General features: G+C 38.1%; 13 protein-coding genes and 2 riboswitches. Of the genes, 5 read left to right on the forward strand and 8 right to left on the reverse strand.

The window, feature by feature from the left end; genetic code table 11:
* Nucleotides 1-133 precede the first annotated feature (133 nt).
* Nucleotides 134-2,059, forward strand: a complete 1,926-nt coding sequence (locus tag BMZ04_RS18260) for a GTP-binding protein (RefSeq protein WP_093275166.1) — start codon at nucleotides 134-136, stop codon at nucleotides 2,057-2,059.
* A gap of 23 nt (nucleotides 2,060-2,082) precedes the next feature.
* On the forward strand, nucleotides 2,083-2,559 hold the full coding sequence (locus BMZ04_RS18265; protein ID WP_093275171.1) for an SRPBCC family protein: 477 nt from the start codon (nucleotides 2,083-2,085) through the stop codon (nucleotides 2,557-2,559).
* 38 nt (nucleotides 2,560-2,597) lie between these two features.
* On the opposite strand, the gene BMZ04_RS18270 is transcribed toward BMZ04_RS18265, so the two are convergent.
* The 8 genes from BMZ04_RS18270 to mtnK form a co-directional block, all read right to left on the reverse strand.
* Nucleotides 2,598-3,203 (reverse strand): class I SAM-dependent methyltransferase, encoded by a 606-nt coding sequence (locus tag BMZ04_RS18270; protein WP_093275175.1) that lies wholly within the window; start codon nucleotides 3,201-3,203, stop codon nucleotides 2,598-2,600.
* A gap of 33 nt (nucleotides 3,204-3,236) precedes the next feature.
* Nucleotides 3,237-4,310, reverse strand: coding sequence for a CapA family protein (locus BMZ04_RS18275; RefSeq protein ID WP_093275181.1), 1,074 nt, complete (start codon nucleotides 4,308-4,310; stop codon nucleotides 3,237-3,239).
* A gap of 314 nt (nucleotides 4,311-4,624) precedes the next feature.
* A complete protein-coding gene (locus tag BMZ04_RS18280; RefSeq protein WP_093275187.1) occupies nucleotides 4,625-5,824 on the reverse strand; it encodes an MFS transporter in 1,200 nt (399 codons plus the stop codon).
* 238 nt (nucleotides 5,825-6,062) lie between these two features.
* Nucleotides 6,063-7,085: an ABC transporter permease gene (locus tag BMZ04_RS18290; protein ID WP_093275193.1), complete on the reverse strand. Its 1,023-nt coding sequence runs from the start codon at nucleotides 7,083-7,085 to the stop codon at nucleotides 6,063-6,065.
* A complete protein-coding gene (locus BMZ04_RS18295) occupies nucleotides 7,060-8,565 on the reverse strand; it encodes a sugar ABC transporter ATP-binding protein (RefSeq protein WP_093275196.1) in 1,506 nt (501 codons plus the stop codon). The genes BMZ04_RS18290 and BMZ04_RS18295 overlap by 26 nt, the downstream gene beginning before the upstream one ends.
* Before the next feature lie 62 nt (nucleotides 8,566-8,627).
* Nucleotides 8,628-9,707 carry a sugar ABC transporter substrate-binding protein gene (locus BMZ04_RS18300; protein WP_093275199.1) on the reverse strand — a complete coding sequence of 360 codons (1,080 nt, stop codon included), beginning with the start codon at nucleotides 9,705-9,707 and terminating at the stop codon, nucleotides 8,628-8,630.
* Nucleotides 9,704-10,759 (reverse strand): S-methyl-5-thioribose-1-phosphate isomerase, encoded by a 1,056-nt coding sequence (mtnA, locus tag BMZ04_RS18305; RefSeq protein ID WP_093275201.1) that lies wholly within the window; start codon nucleotides 10,757-10,759, stop codon nucleotides 9,704-9,706. Before mtnA ends, BMZ04_RS18300 begins: the two co-directional genes overlap by 4 nt.
* Nucleotides 10,756-11,946 carry an S-methyl-5-thioribose kinase gene (gene mtnK, locus BMZ04_RS18310; protein ID WP_093275205.1) on the reverse strand — a complete coding sequence of 397 codons (1,191 nt, stop codon included), beginning with the start codon at nucleotides 11,944-11,946 and terminating at the stop codon, nucleotides 10,756-10,758. Before mtnK ends, mtnA begins: the two co-directional genes overlap by 4 nt.
* A gap of 73 nt (nucleotides 11,947-12,019) precedes the next feature.
* Nucleotides 12,020-12,174, reverse strand: a riboswitch (SAM riboswitch).
* A gap of 176 nt (nucleotides 12,175-12,350) precedes the next feature.
* Nucleotides 12,351-12,456: riboswitch (SAM riboswitch) on the forward strand.
* A gap of 90 nt (nucleotides 12,457-12,546) precedes the next feature.
* Between mtnK and BMZ04_RS18315 the strand changes: the two genes are divergently transcribed.
* From BMZ04_RS18315 to BMZ04_RS18325, 3 genes are read left to right on the forward strand one after another with little or no spacing between them, the layout of a single operon-like run.
* Nucleotides 12,547-13,761 carry a 2,3-diketo-5-methylthiopentyl-1-phosphate enolase gene (locus tag BMZ04_RS18315; RefSeq protein WP_093275208.1) on the forward strand — a complete coding sequence of 405 codons (1,215 nt, stop codon included), beginning with the start codon at nucleotides 12,547-12,549 and terminating at the stop codon, nucleotides 13,759-13,761.
* A gap of 5 nt (nucleotides 13,762-13,766) precedes the next feature.
* Complete coding sequence (locus BMZ04_RS18320; protein WP_093275211.1) at nucleotides 13,767-14,432, forward strand: 2-hydroxy-3-keto-5-methylthiopentenyl-1-phosphate phosphatase; 666 nt, start codon at nucleotides 13,767-13,769, stop codon at nucleotides 14,430-14,432.
* On the forward strand, nucleotides 14,429-15,046 hold the full coding sequence (locus BMZ04_RS18325) for a methylthioribulose 1-phosphate dehydratase (RefSeq protein WP_093275214.1): 618 nt from the start codon (nucleotides 14,429-14,431) through the stop codon (nucleotides 15,044-15,046). Before BMZ04_RS18320 ends, BMZ04_RS18325 begins: the two co-directional genes overlap by 4 nt.
* Nucleotides 15,047-15,048: the final 2 nt, after the last annotated feature.

A 15,048-nucleotide genomic window follows, 5' to 3' on the forward strand; every position in this document is an offset into this window, starting at 1 on the left:
TCATCATAAAAATAATCATGCTATCACCTTATTCCATTTTTGCTTTTTGCTTTTTGCTTTTTGCTTTTTGCTTTTTGCTTTTTGCTTTTTGCTATAATAAATGCATTAGCTACAAACGAACAGAGGTGACTTCATGTATAAAACAATTGGCATACTTGCCCATGTAGACGCAGGAAAAACGACTTTTTCCGAGCAACTGCTTTATCACACACAGACTATTCGACAAAGAGGTCGCGTTGACCATCAGGACTCTTTTCTAGACAGTCATTCGATAGAAAAAAATAGAGGAATAACGATTTTTGCTGACCAAGGAATATTCGCGTATAACAATTCCACTTATTATGTCATAGATACCCCTGGTCACGTCGATTTTTCACCAGAAATGGAACGGGCTATCCAAGTGATGGATTTTGCGATTATCATTATTAGTGCAGTAGATGGTGTTGAAGGCCATACAGAAACCGTCTGGCAGCTACTTCAGAAGCATCAAGTACCAACCTTTTTCTTTATCAATAAAACTGATTATGAAGGAACCGATGTAGCAGAAGTGTTTGCAGAGATTCGTGCTAATTTATCAGAAGATGTATGTAATATGACGAATGGTTTCGATGAGGACCTTATTGAATTTATCGCTGAACGGGATGAAGACCTTTTGGAACACTACATGGAAACTGGTTTTGACGAGGAATTGTGGAAGCAGGCATTTAAACGAATGATAAAGGAAAATCAAGTTTTCGCCTGTGCAAGCGGTGCTGCCCTAAAAGATATCGGTGTTATTGAGTTTTTGGAAAAACTCGAATGGTTAACCGAAACTTCTTATAATCAAGAAGATGATTTCGCTGCACAAGTTTACAAAATTCGTCATGATGAAAGTGGAAACAGAATAACCTTCCTCAAGTTATTAAGTGGCTCACTAAAAGTACGTGATGAAGTAACTCTAGGCGAGCTTACAGAAAAAATAACGCAAATTCGCGTGTACAGCGGAAACAAATATAAAACAGTCAATCAAGCAGTTGCTGGAGAGCTAGTTGCCGTAACTGGTCTATCTATCGCTTCTATTGGGGATGGAATAGGGGCGATTGCAAAGAAGACAACTTTTGATATGATTCCTACTTTAAAATCAAAAGTTATTTTTGATGCTTCTATTCACGTCAAAGAAATGTTGAGATGCTTTAAGCTACTAGATGCAGAAGATCCTTCTTTACATGTTTATTGGGATGAGCATTTTCAAGAAATACATGTGCATGTGATGGGCGTTATTCAGCTGGAAGTTCTCGAACAGATAGTCTTGGAACGTTTTAAATTCAACGTCTCTTTTGGTGATCCTAGAATTTTATATAAAGAGACAATCGATACGACAGTTAAAGGATACGGTCACTTTGAACCTTTAAAACATTATGCAGAAGTGCATCTATTAATCGAACCGGCAGAACGCGGCAGTGGAATTTACTTGGATAATGCTTGCCATGCAAACGATTTATCAATAGGTAATCAAAATTTGGTGCTACATCATTTATTAGAACGTGACCACCACGGAATACTCACAGGCTCTGCTCTTACGGACGTTAAAATAACACTTATTACTGGTCGTGGACATAACGAGCATACGCATGGTGGAGATTTTCGGGAAGCAACATATAGAGCTTTAAGACAAGGTCTAGAGAAAGCTGAAAATGTGCTCTTAGAACCTTTCTACGACTTCAAAATAAAAGTAGATATGGACCTTATAGGTAGAGTATTATCTGATGTTCAGCAAGCACATGGAAGCTTCGATTCCCCTGAAAACATTGGAGACAAAGTGATTGTTAAAGGACGAGTACCTGTTGCAACCTTCATGAACTACAGTACAACGTTTGCTTCCTTCACACATGGGAAAGGAACGCTGAGCCTACTATTCGGTGGGTATGATCGTTGTCACAATAAAGATGAAGTTATCGAAAAGATTAGCTACAATAAAGAAGCAGATCCTGAATACACATCGACTTCTATTTTCTGTGCGAGAGGTAAAGGCTATAAAGTTCCATGGGATGAAGCGGAAGAAGCAATGCATTGTCTATAATTCAAGCCGAGGAGGAATATTTTATGATCGCAACGATTCAAAAAGAAAATAATATCTATACGGCACGTTATGAACGTCATCTCCAACATTCGGTAGAAGAGGTTTGGTCTATGCTAACAGACAACGAAAAGTTACAGCAATGGTTCACTGAACTTCGAATTGTCGATTTACGTAAAGATGGCCTCATCAAGTTTGATATGCAAGACGGAACTTTCATTGATATGCAAATTTTAGATTATGAGCCTTTAAAAGTTTTAGCATTTGAATGGGATAAAGATATTGCTCGATTTGATTTATCTCCAGTTTCTGAAGGTTGTCAATTAACATTCATCGAAACGATTACATCTATCACTGAACATACACCAAGAGACCTAGCAGGCTGGCATGTTTGTTTGGACGTAATTGAAGCAATATTAGATGATAGATCAATAACTAGAAAAGATGAATGGGAAGTTTGGTATGTAAAATACAAAGAACTTCTGGACAAACTAGTAAAATAATATTAATCAAGCACCTTTCACATGAAGAGGTGCTTTCATTATTCATATCGGTATATCATAAAGCGTTCATTGTTATTTTGTTCGTACAACTCCGGCACCCTAACTTCCCTTAATAACTTAAATGCAGTATTAACTTCCATAAACCGTATGTACTCCATTGTCGGATAATAAAGTATGACATCGACTGGACGAGGATCATGTTCAACAGATAAAAGAATGTTATAGATAACCTTTTGAAAAATTTGAATAGAAAACGGATTAAAGAAATAAAAACGATTATCATCCGGTTCAATATCATACCCTTCGGCGAAAATATGCTCAAATCGAATAGATGCCTTTGCATTCTTTGCTCGCTCCATATACTTTGTTAAGTTTCCTAAAGCCTCTTGATAAAGCTGTCCATTCATCTCTACTCCTGTTGCAGCTACATGAAGATGGTGATGAATATAAAAGGAGAAACGACCCTTACCGCAACCAAAATCTACAAATCTATCGCTACTTCTGCATTCATATGCATCAAATAGCACTTCAAGTGCCATATAAGGAGTTGCTTCATACCGATTATAATGTGCAGATTGATGTTGCCATTCCCGAACCCCTTCTGTTTTTATACGTAATAACCGATCATGATCTTGTTCTCTCACGGCTAGTCCCTCCTATTTTAGAATATATATAAATCATTCACCAAATACATGCTGCTGTACCCATTTGTCTGATTTTCCAATTTCATTTTCAACGTTTTCTAGCAGATTCACCGTAAAAGGCTCCCCTCTCATAACAGCAGTGGCCACAAAACTCGGATTCTCTATACTTAGCACTTGCTTGCCATTAATAGTTTTCTTCAATATTTCTATTTTTGCAATCCCACCAACGTTCGTATTCTCCTGTTTTTGCGCAGAAAAGAAGTTTCCAATCGAATAAAACACATGTGCTCGGTGACCACTATTTGTCGTGACCATTTCATACGGCTGAATGACATGTGGGTGATGTCCGAAAATAATATCTGCTCCTGCACCTGCAATCGTATTTGCAAGACTCTTTTGTTCATCGTTAGGTTCTAGTTCATACTCCGCTCCCCAATGCATACTTACTACAACAAAATCCACTTTTTGTTGTAATGTACGAATATCCTTTGTTATTTGCTCGGCATTGATTCGATTCACCAAATAATCCTTCCCACTTGGAGTTTCATGGCCATTCGTCCCGTATGTATAACTAAGGAATCCAAAGTCAATATTATCTACTTTGAAGATACGATCTGTTTGTAAATCTTCCAATGATTCATAAGCCCCAAAATAAGGCATATCAACTGTTTTCATATGTTCAATAGCTGCTAGTAATCCCTGTTCTTCTTGGTCAAGCGTGTGATTATTTGCCATCGATACCATATCAACACCAACTGTCTTTAAGTCATCAACAATATGCGAAGGACTAGCAAAATCCGGATATCCGGATAATCCAAATTGAACACCCGCTGGTATAGATTCCTGATTGGCCAACAATATATCTAATGAATCCAGCTCTTCTCTGACTGGCTCAAAAGAAGATAAAAAGCTTTCATAATTGTACAACGGAAGATGCAACAGAATATCACCAATCATCCCGATTTTTATCGTATCTTCCCGATAATCAATATGAAATGTCGAATAATGTTTCCCGTGGAACTTTTCATGAAAAGGTTCTTTTATTTGTAGATTAAAATAAAATAAAACCCCAATTAGTATAACTAGTAGTGATATTAATGTTTTCATAAAAGCACCTCCCTCTTAATCATCTACTTTTTTGCAATTTATTATGTTTTTTCTCATTGTATCTTTTATAAATGATTAAAAAACGGACTGTGTTCATTATTAGAATTTGCCCTTGTATTAAAAACAATTATTTGAAGAAGTAAAAATCAACAAAAAAGCGAGGTGCCATCATAAAAAATGCTTCCAGTTGTTAAAATTAAAATTATGATACAAGACATTCCCTTCGAGCGCATTATTCAATTTACCATGCAAGGACTTAGGAAAAAAGACTAAAAATAAAAAATAAAAGCGCACAGAATTGGCGCTTTTATTTTTTATTTTTTTCTTTGTCTTATATAAACGTATAAAAACCCAAAGGCACTTAAAAAACGTAATATGGAGCTAGTATACATTGCATTCTCCATACCAAATAGATCTAGAAACCAAATGCCAACTTGTGGAGCAATGAAAGCCACAAAAGCGAGTAAAACATTGTACGTCGTTATACAATACGTACGAGAATGCTCAGGAGATTTCTCTAATAATAAATTAAATAATATTAATACTGTACCAGATAGAAAGAAACCCGAAGTAGTTTGAATGAGTGTTAAATAATACAAATTTGTAGAGAGTACAACTAAAAAAGGAGTGGTTGCCATTCCAAGTGCTGCCCATATAAATACACGCATATTGGAATATTTATCAGCCCATTTTTTCCATAGAGGAAATGTTATTATTTGCATAAGCATACTACCAACGGAGAACATGCTAATCCAAAAAATAGTTGCTCCAGCCACACGAACGTTATAAATATTGAAAAGTCCCCAAGCCATTTGCCAAGCAAAGTTAAAAAAGAGCGCCGCAGCTAAGAACCAAACGTAATTAGAATGTTTAAAAATACTCCAGTCCATTAATTTCTTTTTTGGTAAGTCATCTTCTACTTTCACAACATCTTCTTCATGTTTCAATAAGAAAAATACCTCTAACAAACCAAAGACGAAAGCAATTGCAAATAGGATCTGATAGGCAATAATACTTTCCGAAGCGTCCTTCATTAAAATACCGATCAGTAATGTCGACACCAGCCCTACCATCGTTAGTAAACGATTTCGATCACTAAAAAACTGTCCCCTTCTAGATTCCTCAATCATCCCACTAATAAGCGTTTGCCACCCTACATTAGCGACCGTATTCGGTACACTAATAAAAGCAATGATCGCTAAAAATGCCCATGATTGAGTGGAGGAAGATGGCAAATAAACAACAATTACAATGAACAAAAACATTAACCTGGCGAGGAGCACAGACATGGCCACTAGTTTCTTTTGAGCATTAGCTCTGTTTAATAATATTGCTGCTGGAATAGTCATTAATAGTGCAATAAAAGGAGGCAACGAACTTATTAGCCCAACTTGATAATTAGTAGCTCCTAATATCGTAATTGCGAATATTGGAAAAAAATTATTTGAAAAGTTAAGTGCTATAGTTGAAGCCATTCCATGATAAATACTAATTTTTTCATTATACGTTCTCATAAATTCCGTCCATTCCTAAAAATAATAAAGGATATGCTAGAATTATATACTCGTATGAGGAGAAAACAAGTACTTCGAACAACAAAAGCGCAAGCGCCTGTCTTTGCCCCCGAGGGGAAACGCTCTTCTGCGACGAGCTGTGCGCAGGAGCAAGGCGCTGGAGTCTGGATGTAGAAATTCTTATAGAAAGCTATTCACATGTTAGAATTTTATAATTTCCTAAGAAGACAAAAAAAATTTATCCTGTTTGGCTGAATCTCTTTTTCGCATAAACATACGTAACGGCAAGCGCTGACACTAACACTAATCCTTTAATAATATCGAATGCATAATATGGCAAGTTCAAGATTGTTAAACCGTTTAGCAAAATACCAATTACCGCCGCTCCAAAAAACGTTCCGATCGCATTTGGCTTCCCTGCCCCAAGTACAGAGTAACCAACAAAAACAGCCGCTACGGCTTCCATTAACATGGGTGCACCAGCATCAATTTGTCCCGAACCAACACGTGCAGTAAACAATATACCTGCCATGGATGCAAACACACCAGAAATCACATACGCCGCAAATTTCACTTTACGAGTATTTACACCAGACAAAGTAGCAGCTTCTGCATTTCCACCTGTCATATATAAAACTCGTCCCCAACGAGTATGATGGAGTACTACATAAGCTATTAACACCATTCCTAGCATGATCCATACAGGAACCGGCAAACCAAGCATTCTTCCCTGACCAATCCAAAGAAACGCCTCAGATAATTGACCTGGAGCTGTACCACCAGCAGTAAGTGGCATATTGTTGTAAATAGAATAACCTTCCGTGTATGTACGATGAAAACCTGCAACAATATACATCATACTTAATGTTGCAAGCAAATCAGGAATTCCTAATACAACTATTAGAAAACTATTGAGTACACCTACTATGATTCCTACTAAAATTGGTAAAATGATAACGAGCCAAAGCGGCATTTCATACCATACCATTAAGGAAGCTGTTACGACTGTTGACAACGACATCGTGGATCCAACCGATAGATCAAACCCGCCTACCACTAAAGTAAAGGTGACCCCTAACGCTAGTAACGTAACAATAGATATCGAGCGTAAAATATCTGTAAAGTTAGCATAAGTTAAAAATGCTTCACTAATGGAACTAAAATACAATATAATGATGATTAATAATGCAATAGCCCCGTACTTAAATAAAAACTGAATTCCACTTTCCTTAATCTTATTCTTCTTTCCCACCGCTTGCATACAACAAAATCCTTTCCTGGGTTGCATCTCCCCGTGAAAATTCCTTCACGATTTGCCCGTTATACATAACTAAAATACGATCGGAAATATTAATTGCTTCTTGAATTTCGCTTGAAAAATAAAGACAGCCTTTTCCACTCTCCGCTAGTTCACGAATAAGCCGGAAAATATCTGCTTTTGCTCCAATATCGACACCTTTTGTCGGTTCATCGAACAAATAGAGGATGGAATCACGCGAAATCCATTTACCGATCACTACTTTCTGTTGATTTCCACCACTTAAATGAACGAGTGGTGTTTCCGTGTTATCCGTTTTAATTTGTAATCGCTTGATAATATCCTTCGCAAAACTTTTTTCAGCGCTTTTATTCATAAATAATAGATTAGAAAACTTTCGTAAGTTGGGAAAAGAAGCATTCGTTTGTAATGATTCATGTACGAATAACCCTTCTTTTCGACGTTCTTCTGGAATAAGTGCCATCCCTGCATTAATAGCATCTCCGGGATGTTTCACTCTTAATTCCTTACCTGAAAGCTTCACACTTCCTTTTGTTAGTGACACTAAGCCAAATAATGTTTTCGCTAACTCCGTTTTCCCCGCTCCTACAAGACCAACAATACCGACAATCTCTCCTTCTGAAACGGTAAATGAAAGATTGTTTAACTTGTTACCGTCAGACAGTTCTTTTACATCCAGTAGCGTCTCGCCTAAAGGGTAATTTCTAGTATGTTGCTCTTGATGAAACGAAGTACCAAGCATTGCTTCAATAATCTCCTCTGCAGTTGCATCTGCGGTTTGAAAAACGTCCACTAGCGTCCCGTCACGCATAACGGTAATTCTGTCGCTAATCTCAAACACTTCGGGAAGTCGATGCGAAATAAAGATACAGCCTACACCCTGCATTTTTAGTTTTTGAATGACCGAAAATAGTTTATCGGATTCATGAATAGATAACGGGGCGGTGGGTTCATCGAAAATAATAATTTTTGCTGAGCTGACAAGCGCACGCGCGATAAGCACCAATTGCTTTTCCGCTAAAGTGAGTTTGTAAGCTGGCTGCTGCACTTGGATATTTTCTACTTGCAACTGCTTCAACGTATTTCGTGCTTCTTCGTATAGCTTTGGCATGGAAAGAAATACGTTTTTTGCTGTGGCAATTGTATCGAGCATAATATTTTCCGCTACAGACAATTCTGGAACGATTGCTGTATCTACTTCCTGATAAACACAATAAATTCCATGTTCCTTCGCTGCTTTCGGTGAACGGAGTCGGACACTTTGACCGTCTATCAAAATATCCCCCGCATCTTGTTCATAAACACCCGACAAGATTTTGATCAGTGTACTTTTTCCTGCACCGTTTACACCAAGTAATGCATGGACCTCGCCTTTAACTAATTGAAATTGTGCACCTTCCAATGCTTTTACATGTCCAAATGATTTTTGAATCGCGTTCATTGAAAGAAAAGGACTCACCATAAACATGCTCCTTTCTTTAAAAGAAGCTGTCCATTTTACAGGACAGCTGCTAATAGTTGAGGTTATTGACTTTCCAACTCTTTCAAAGCATCCGTGTACCCTTGTTCACTTGCGCCCCAGCCTTCGATAAACTCATGTAAACTATTTGTCGTCACGGTTTCTTCTGGAAGTTTAGAGGCATCGACAAATACCGGATTTAGTACAACATTTGCTTCAGGATTTTCACCATTAATCTTTTGGTATAAGTAACGTACTTGAATACGACCGATATCCATTGGATCAACTGCAGCAGAAGCAACCCAAGGACTGTTTTCCTTTTGAATCATTTGTAAATCCTCATCACTCATATCTATGCTGTACACTTTAATATCTGTTCTACCTGCCTGTTCAATCGCGCGAACCGCACCTTTTGCGAATTCATCCCAAGCTGCCCAAACTGCAGTAATATCCCCTTCATTTGGATATTGTTTTAATATCGCTTCCATTTGTGCTTGCGTATCTAAAGCAGTGTTTTGTGTCGCTGCTCCGAATGTAGCTATTTCTTTAATTCCTGGATTTTCAGATAAAAACTGTTCGTAAGCAACTTGTCTTCTTTCCATTGGTGCAAAGCCAGCTACCCAAATTTTCACGATATTTGCTTCACCGTTTGCATCTTCCGATAACTTCTGCAATGTCATTTCCGCCATTTTTTGATCGCCTTGCTCTAAAACAGTAATTCCTTCTACATCCACACCTGCGTCAAATGCTACTACTGGAATTCCTTTGTCGACAGCATTTTGAACTCCTTGGTTTAACGCTTCTTTTGTACCGTGGTCTATTAATATTCCGTCCATTCCTTGGTTTACTGCTGCATCTAAATTAGATGCCATTTTTGCTAAGTCACCTTCTGAGTTAAATACGGTAATCGTACCACCGAATTTTTCTACTTGTTCCTTTACACCTTCAATATATTGTGCAGAAAAAGTACCAAGATTTTGTTGTAAAATCAGTGCGATTTTCTTTCCAGCTAGTGGATTTTCCGATGCTTTCTCTGAGCTAGGCGTAGGCGTTTCTTCTTTTGCATTGCTCTTTGGCTGACATCCCGTTAATAGAACACCAATTATTAATAGTACCGATATGAACGAAGCTAATTTTGTTTTCATGATTCTTCTCCTTTGTTTGTACCGAGTAATGCAACAATGTTTTTGTTGTATTCTGGATAAATGATTCCTTTTTCCGTAATGATTGCCGTTATTAAATGCGCCGGTGTCACATCAAAAGCGGGATTATATACCTTCGTATCGTCTGGAGCTATTTGTCTACCAGCGATATGCGTAATTTCTTCCGGTGGACGTTCTTCAATTTGTATTGTTTCACCATTTTCAATGGCTAGATCAAAAGTCGAAGAAGGTGCCGCCACATAAAATGGAATTTGATAGGCTGCAGCTAATAGAGCCAAGTTAAGTGTGCCGATCTTATTAGCCGTATCGCCGTTTGCAGCAATTCGGTCTGCCCCAACAATAATTGCTTCAATCCCTTTTGCACCTATCGTGTGTGCAGCCATGCTATCTGTAATTAGTGTGACATCTACTCCTGATTGTTGAAGCTCCCATACCGTTAGTCGTGCACCTTGAAATACAGGTCGTGTTTCACAAGCAAATACTTGGAATCCCTTTCCTTTTTCACTACCTAAATGGAAAGGTGCTAATGCGGTTCCATATTTCGCCGTTGCAATGGTGCCTGCATTACAAATAGTCATGACTTTTGTATAATCTTCAAGTAATGTTAGGGCATATTCTCCAATAGCACGGCAGGACGTCTCATCTTCCTCGTATATGTTATCTGCTTCTTCTAATAACCTTTCTTTCGCTTCTTGCACCGTGTTTGCATGTAGTACCGAGCCTCGTAAACGCTCCAGAGCCCACACTAAATTGACGGCTGTTGGTCTTGATTCTGCTAAGTACTGCGCATCTTTACTTAATAATTGATGGAATGTCTCTAAAGAATTTGTTTCGTAACACTGTGCCGCTGCAGCTAACCCATAGGAAGCGGTAATACCGATTGCTGGAGCTCCTCGTACTTTTAAAGTAATGATTGCATCGTACACATCCTCGAGCTTTTCAAGCGCAGTATACTCTACTTCAAGCGGCAGCTTTTGCTGATTTAATATTTCAAGATGGTTGTTGTTCCATTTGATCGATAATGGAATACTCATTTTTGTAACTCCTCAAGTAACTCGATTACCACTTGGATAGAACTAATTTCTTTGCGATTCAATAGAAGAAGTTCTCCAATGTGTAAAGCTTGTTTCTTAGATAGAATTCTTTGGTCCTCATCTACTATTCCGTCCAAGTCTTTCACATGCGCTAAGCCAATTGTTCGCCTGATTAACTCACAGCCAGCAAAACCGAGTGTATCTTGGAAAATCTTATCCAATACATACGCTTTAAATCCTTTTGTATCTTTATATGATTCTACGGCTTTGTTTTTCCAAAGTTCCGAAAACTCAACAGAAAACACTTCCCATGTTTGTTCTACATGGCGGAGGATAATATTTCGTTGTTCCCCATCTCTTGTTATCGTTTGAACAATTAAGTTTGCTAAAAATAACCCAACATCAAATCCAATTGGTCCGTAAAAAGCAAATTCCGGATCGATCACTTTTGTTTCGGTTTCACTCGCAAAAATGCTTCCTGTATGCAAATCTCCATGGAGTAATGCTTCTGCTTCTGTTAAAAAGCTTTTCTTCAATTTTGCTACTTCAAGTTTTAAAGGCTCATTGCTCCAAATAGCTTCTACAGTCTCTCGTAACGAAGGTTCAAAATCATTTGTTTCATGGTCAAAAAATGGATCGGTGAAAATAAGATCTTCCGTTATTTTACATAACTCCGGGTTGGAAAACTCGGAAACTAGTTTCTTTTTCTCAAATGGATGTAATGCAAAATCAGATGTATGAAATAGAGTTTGTGCAAGATATTTGCCAATGTCGGTTGCTAACTTCGGATAGGATTCAAGGCCAATCAATCCTTCTCTTACAATTGTCAAACGAGATAAGTCCTCCATTACTGTAATCGCTAATTCTTCATCTATTGCGTATACTTTTGGTACTAGTGCTGTTGCAAATTCTCCGTGTTTTTTCAGTGCATTCGCTTCAATTTGCGCACGTTTTAATGTGAGTGGCCAACTTTCACCAACTACTTTTGCATACGGTAGTGCTTGTTTTAAGATGATTCCCTTCCCGCTTCTCCGATCCTGAATGCGAAAAACATAATTCAGATTACCATCACCAATTTCACTACACTCTAAAGGCGCGTCATCCGAAAAAAGATTCAGTTTTTTGGCGTATAAGATTGCCTGTTCTTCTGTTAAAGATTCATATTGTTTCTTCGTAGCAATTGTCATTTTTCTCTACCTTCCTTTACAAAATAAAAAACCTCTTTCCAAAGAAAGAGGCGTAGAATAAGAGATTTCTCGCCTCTTATCTTTCAGAAAGTTTCCTTTCTGATGGAATTAGCACCGTGCCTTAAGAGATTTTCATCTCGGCGCAAAAAGCGCCCCGTCTCACAACGGTATTACAGTCGGTTGCTGGGCTTCATCGGGCCATTACCCTCTGCCTGCTCTTGATAAGAGTGCTATTATTTGTAACGTAATGTTATTTGATTAGAATCCTAGCACATTCCAAAAAGGAATGTCAATAACATTTTTCAATTATATAAAAAGTCTAAAAACTGTATTGACATAAGGTCTATTGCATGAAATAATTATTACTACTTTGACAATAAAACGAAATTTCAATTAAATATTTTTTCTTATTTAGAGCAGGTGGAGGGACGAGCCCAATGATACCCGGCAACCGATTCAGTATTTGAACACGGTGCTAATTCTTGCAGTCAACAGACTGAGAAATAAGAAGTTGTTAACCATTTAACCTCTTCTTATTTGAAGAGGTTTTTTTACTATATTCCGTCTCGACAAATTTTATTAAAAAGGAGCGTGAACTCGATGAGTGGAATAATCGCCCACTATCAGTTGTACGGAAACCCCGGATCATTCGAAAAAAAAGCAGAAGGCATTGCTTTAGGTTTAACGATCGGTTCATGGACCGACCTACCTTTACTGGAGCAACAACAATTAAAACAACATAAAGGAAATGTTGTCTCGGTTACGGAATTTGAACATATCCAACATCCATCTAAACCAGGTCAAATAAAAGCAGAGATCAAAATAGAATACCCTAGTGCCAATTTTTCAGCAGACTTGCCTGCCATTTTAACAACCGTTTTCGGTAAATTATCACTAGATGGTGAAGTGAAGCTATTAGACTTAGAATTTTCACCGGAACTTTTAGCTAAGTTCCCTGGACCGAGATTTGGTATCGAACATATTCGAGAATTGCTAAATGTACACGATCGACCACTAATCATGAGTATATTCAAAGGCGTCATTGGGCGAGATATCGATTATTTAGCGGAACAACTTCGACATCAGGCACTTGGTGGAGTAGATCTTGTAAAGGACGATGAGATACTTTTTGACAATCCATTGACCCCTTTTGAGAAGCGAATTACAACTGCCAAAGAGGTGTTGCGTCAAGTATATGAAGAAACCGGACATCGTACGCTTTATGCAGTAAATTTATCTGGTCGAACATCGCAGTTACGGGAAAAGGCTAAAATAGCGAAAGAACTTGGAGCAGATGCTTTACTACTAAATGTCCATTCATATGGACTCGATGTACTCCAAGAACTTGTAGAAGATGATGACATTCAACTACCTTTTATGGCGCATCCCGCATTTAGCGGAGCTTTTACTTCTTCCCCATTTTACGGCGTTGCAACATCCCTTTTACTGGGCAAATTAACACGCTACGCGGGAGCTGATTTTTCATTATTCCCTTCTCCTTATGGAAGTGTTGCGCTAGAGAAAAAAGCAGCACTTTCTCTAGGAAAAGAGTTAACAAAAGTAAGTACTGTAAAACAAACTTTCCCAGTTCCATCTGCAGGTATTCACCCAAGTTTAGTACCTCTATTAATGCTAGATTATGGAATCGATTGCATAATTAATGCAGGGGGTGGGGTTCATGGACATCCTGCAGGTGCGATTGGCGGGGGACTGGCATTCAGACAAGCCGTGGAAGCTGTCCTAGCTGGAATTCCACTTTCAGAAGCAGCAAAACAGCATGTTGAACTCAAATCAGCAATTGAATTATGGGGGTAAGCACAATGAAAAAACTAGTCATCTTTTGCGATTTTGATGGCACTATTACAACTCAAGATAATATCATCGCTATTATGAAGCAATTTGCTCCTCCCGAATATTTGCCGATTAAAGAGAATATTCTGGGACAAAAGCAATCGATTCGTGAAGGTGTAACGGATATGTTCGCACTGCTTCCTGTTTCACTGAAAGATCAAATTACCTCTTTTTTACTAGAGCAAGCACAAATTCGCGATGGTTTTGCTGAATTTGTTTCCTATACAAAACAAAATAATATTCCGCTTTATATCGTGAGCGGTGGAATTGATTTTTTTGTGAATCCGTTGCTTGAGCCGTTCAGACCGTTTTCCGGTGTTTATTGTAACGAATCCGACTTTTCAGGGGATACGATACAGATTAATTTTCCGCATGAATGTGATGAGCAATGTACAAACAAAGGCTGTGGTTGCTGTAAGCCATCCATTATTCGCAAGCTTCAAGGCAGTGATACATTAAGTGTTGTCATTGGAGATTCTATTACTGATTTAGAAGCTGCTAAATTAGCAGACATCGTCATTGCAAGAGATTTCCTCATTGAAAAATGCGAAGAGCTTCATATTCCGTTTGAGCCGTTTGAAAGTTTCCATGATGTCATTAACATAATAGATGCAAAATTAGGTGTAGAAATATGACAGCACTTCAAAGCAAATGGGAAGAGTTAGCGGACATAAAAGACGAACTAGCTGCACGAGACTGGTTCATGGGGACTAGCGGAAATTTAGCGATAAAAGTGAGTGATAGTCCACTGCACTTTTTAGTGACAGCTAGTGGAAAAGATAAAAAGAAGCGGACAATGGAAGACTTCTTACTCGTAAACACTAGTGGACTTTCAGTTGAAAAGACCGATTTAAAGCCTTCTGCAGAAACATTACTGCACTGTGCCATATACGACAAAACATCAGCTGGATGTAGTCTGCATGTACATACCGTGGCGAATAATGTTATTTCTGAAATATATGGTAATGACGGAAAAATTGATTTTCAAGGGCAGGAGCTTATTAAAGCTTTTGATTTATGGGAAGAGGATGCATTGCTCTCTATTCCTATTATTCCAAATCACGCGCATATTCCAACACTTGCGGAAGAATTTCGTTCCCATATACATGCAGATAAAGGAGCGGTATTAATCCGAAATCATGGCATCACCGTTTGGGGGAAGGATGGTTTCGAAGCAAAGAAACTATTAGAAGCTTGTGAGTTTTTATTTCAGTATCAATTGGCATTAATTCAAATAAAATCAAAGTAAGA

The organism is Psychrobacillus sp. OK032 (assembly GCF_900111345.1).
In the GTDB taxonomy this organism is placed as follows: Bacteria; Bacillota; Bacilli; order Bacillales_A; family Planococcaceae; genus Psychrobacillus.

Coding starts and splice junctions, on each gene's coding strand:
- BMZ04_RS18260 (WP_093275166.1), top strand. CDS start 134: ATGTATAAAACAATTGGCATACTTGCCCATGTAGACGCAGGAAAAACG.
- BMZ04_RS18280 (WP_093275187.1), bottom strand. CDS start 5,824: ATGAGAACGTATAATGAAAAAATTAGTATTTATCATGGAATGGCTTCA.
- BMZ04_RS18290 (WP_093275193.1), bottom strand. CDS start 7,085: ATGCAAGCGGTGGGAAAGAAGAATAAGATTAAGGAAAGTGGAATTCAG.
- BMZ04_RS18320 (WP_093275211.1), top strand. CDS start 13,767: ATGAAAAAACTAGTCATCTTTTGCGATTTTGATGGCACTATTACAACT.
- mtnK (WP_093275205.1), bottom strand. CDS start 11,946: ATGACAATTGCTACGAAGAAACAATATGAATCTTTAACAGAAGAACAG.
- mtnA (WP_093275201.1), bottom strand. CDS start 10,759: ATGAGTATTCCATTATCGATCAAATGGAACAACAACCATCTTGAAATA.
- BMZ04_RS18265 (WP_093275171.1), top strand. CDS start 2,083: ATGATCGCAACGATTCAAAAAGAAAATAATATCTATACGGCACGTTAT.
- BMZ04_RS18325 (WP_093275214.1), top strand. CDS start 14,429: ATGACAGCACTTCAAAGCAAATGGGAAGAGTTAGCGGACATAAAAGAC.
- BMZ04_RS18275 (WP_093275181.1), bottom strand. CDS start 4,310: ATGAAAACATTAATATCACTACTAGTTATACTAATTGGGGTTTTATTT.
- BMZ04_RS18300 (WP_093275199.1), bottom strand. CDS start 9,707: ATGAAAACAAAATTAGCTTCGTTCATATCGGTACTATTAATAATTGGT.
- BMZ04_RS18315 (WP_093275208.1), top strand. CDS start 12,547: ATGAGTGGAATAATCGCCCACTATCAGTTGTACGGAAACCCCGGATCA.
- BMZ04_RS18295 (WP_093275196.1), bottom strand. CDS start 8,565: ATGGTGAGTCCTTTTCTTTCAATGAACGCGATTCAAAAATCATTTGGA.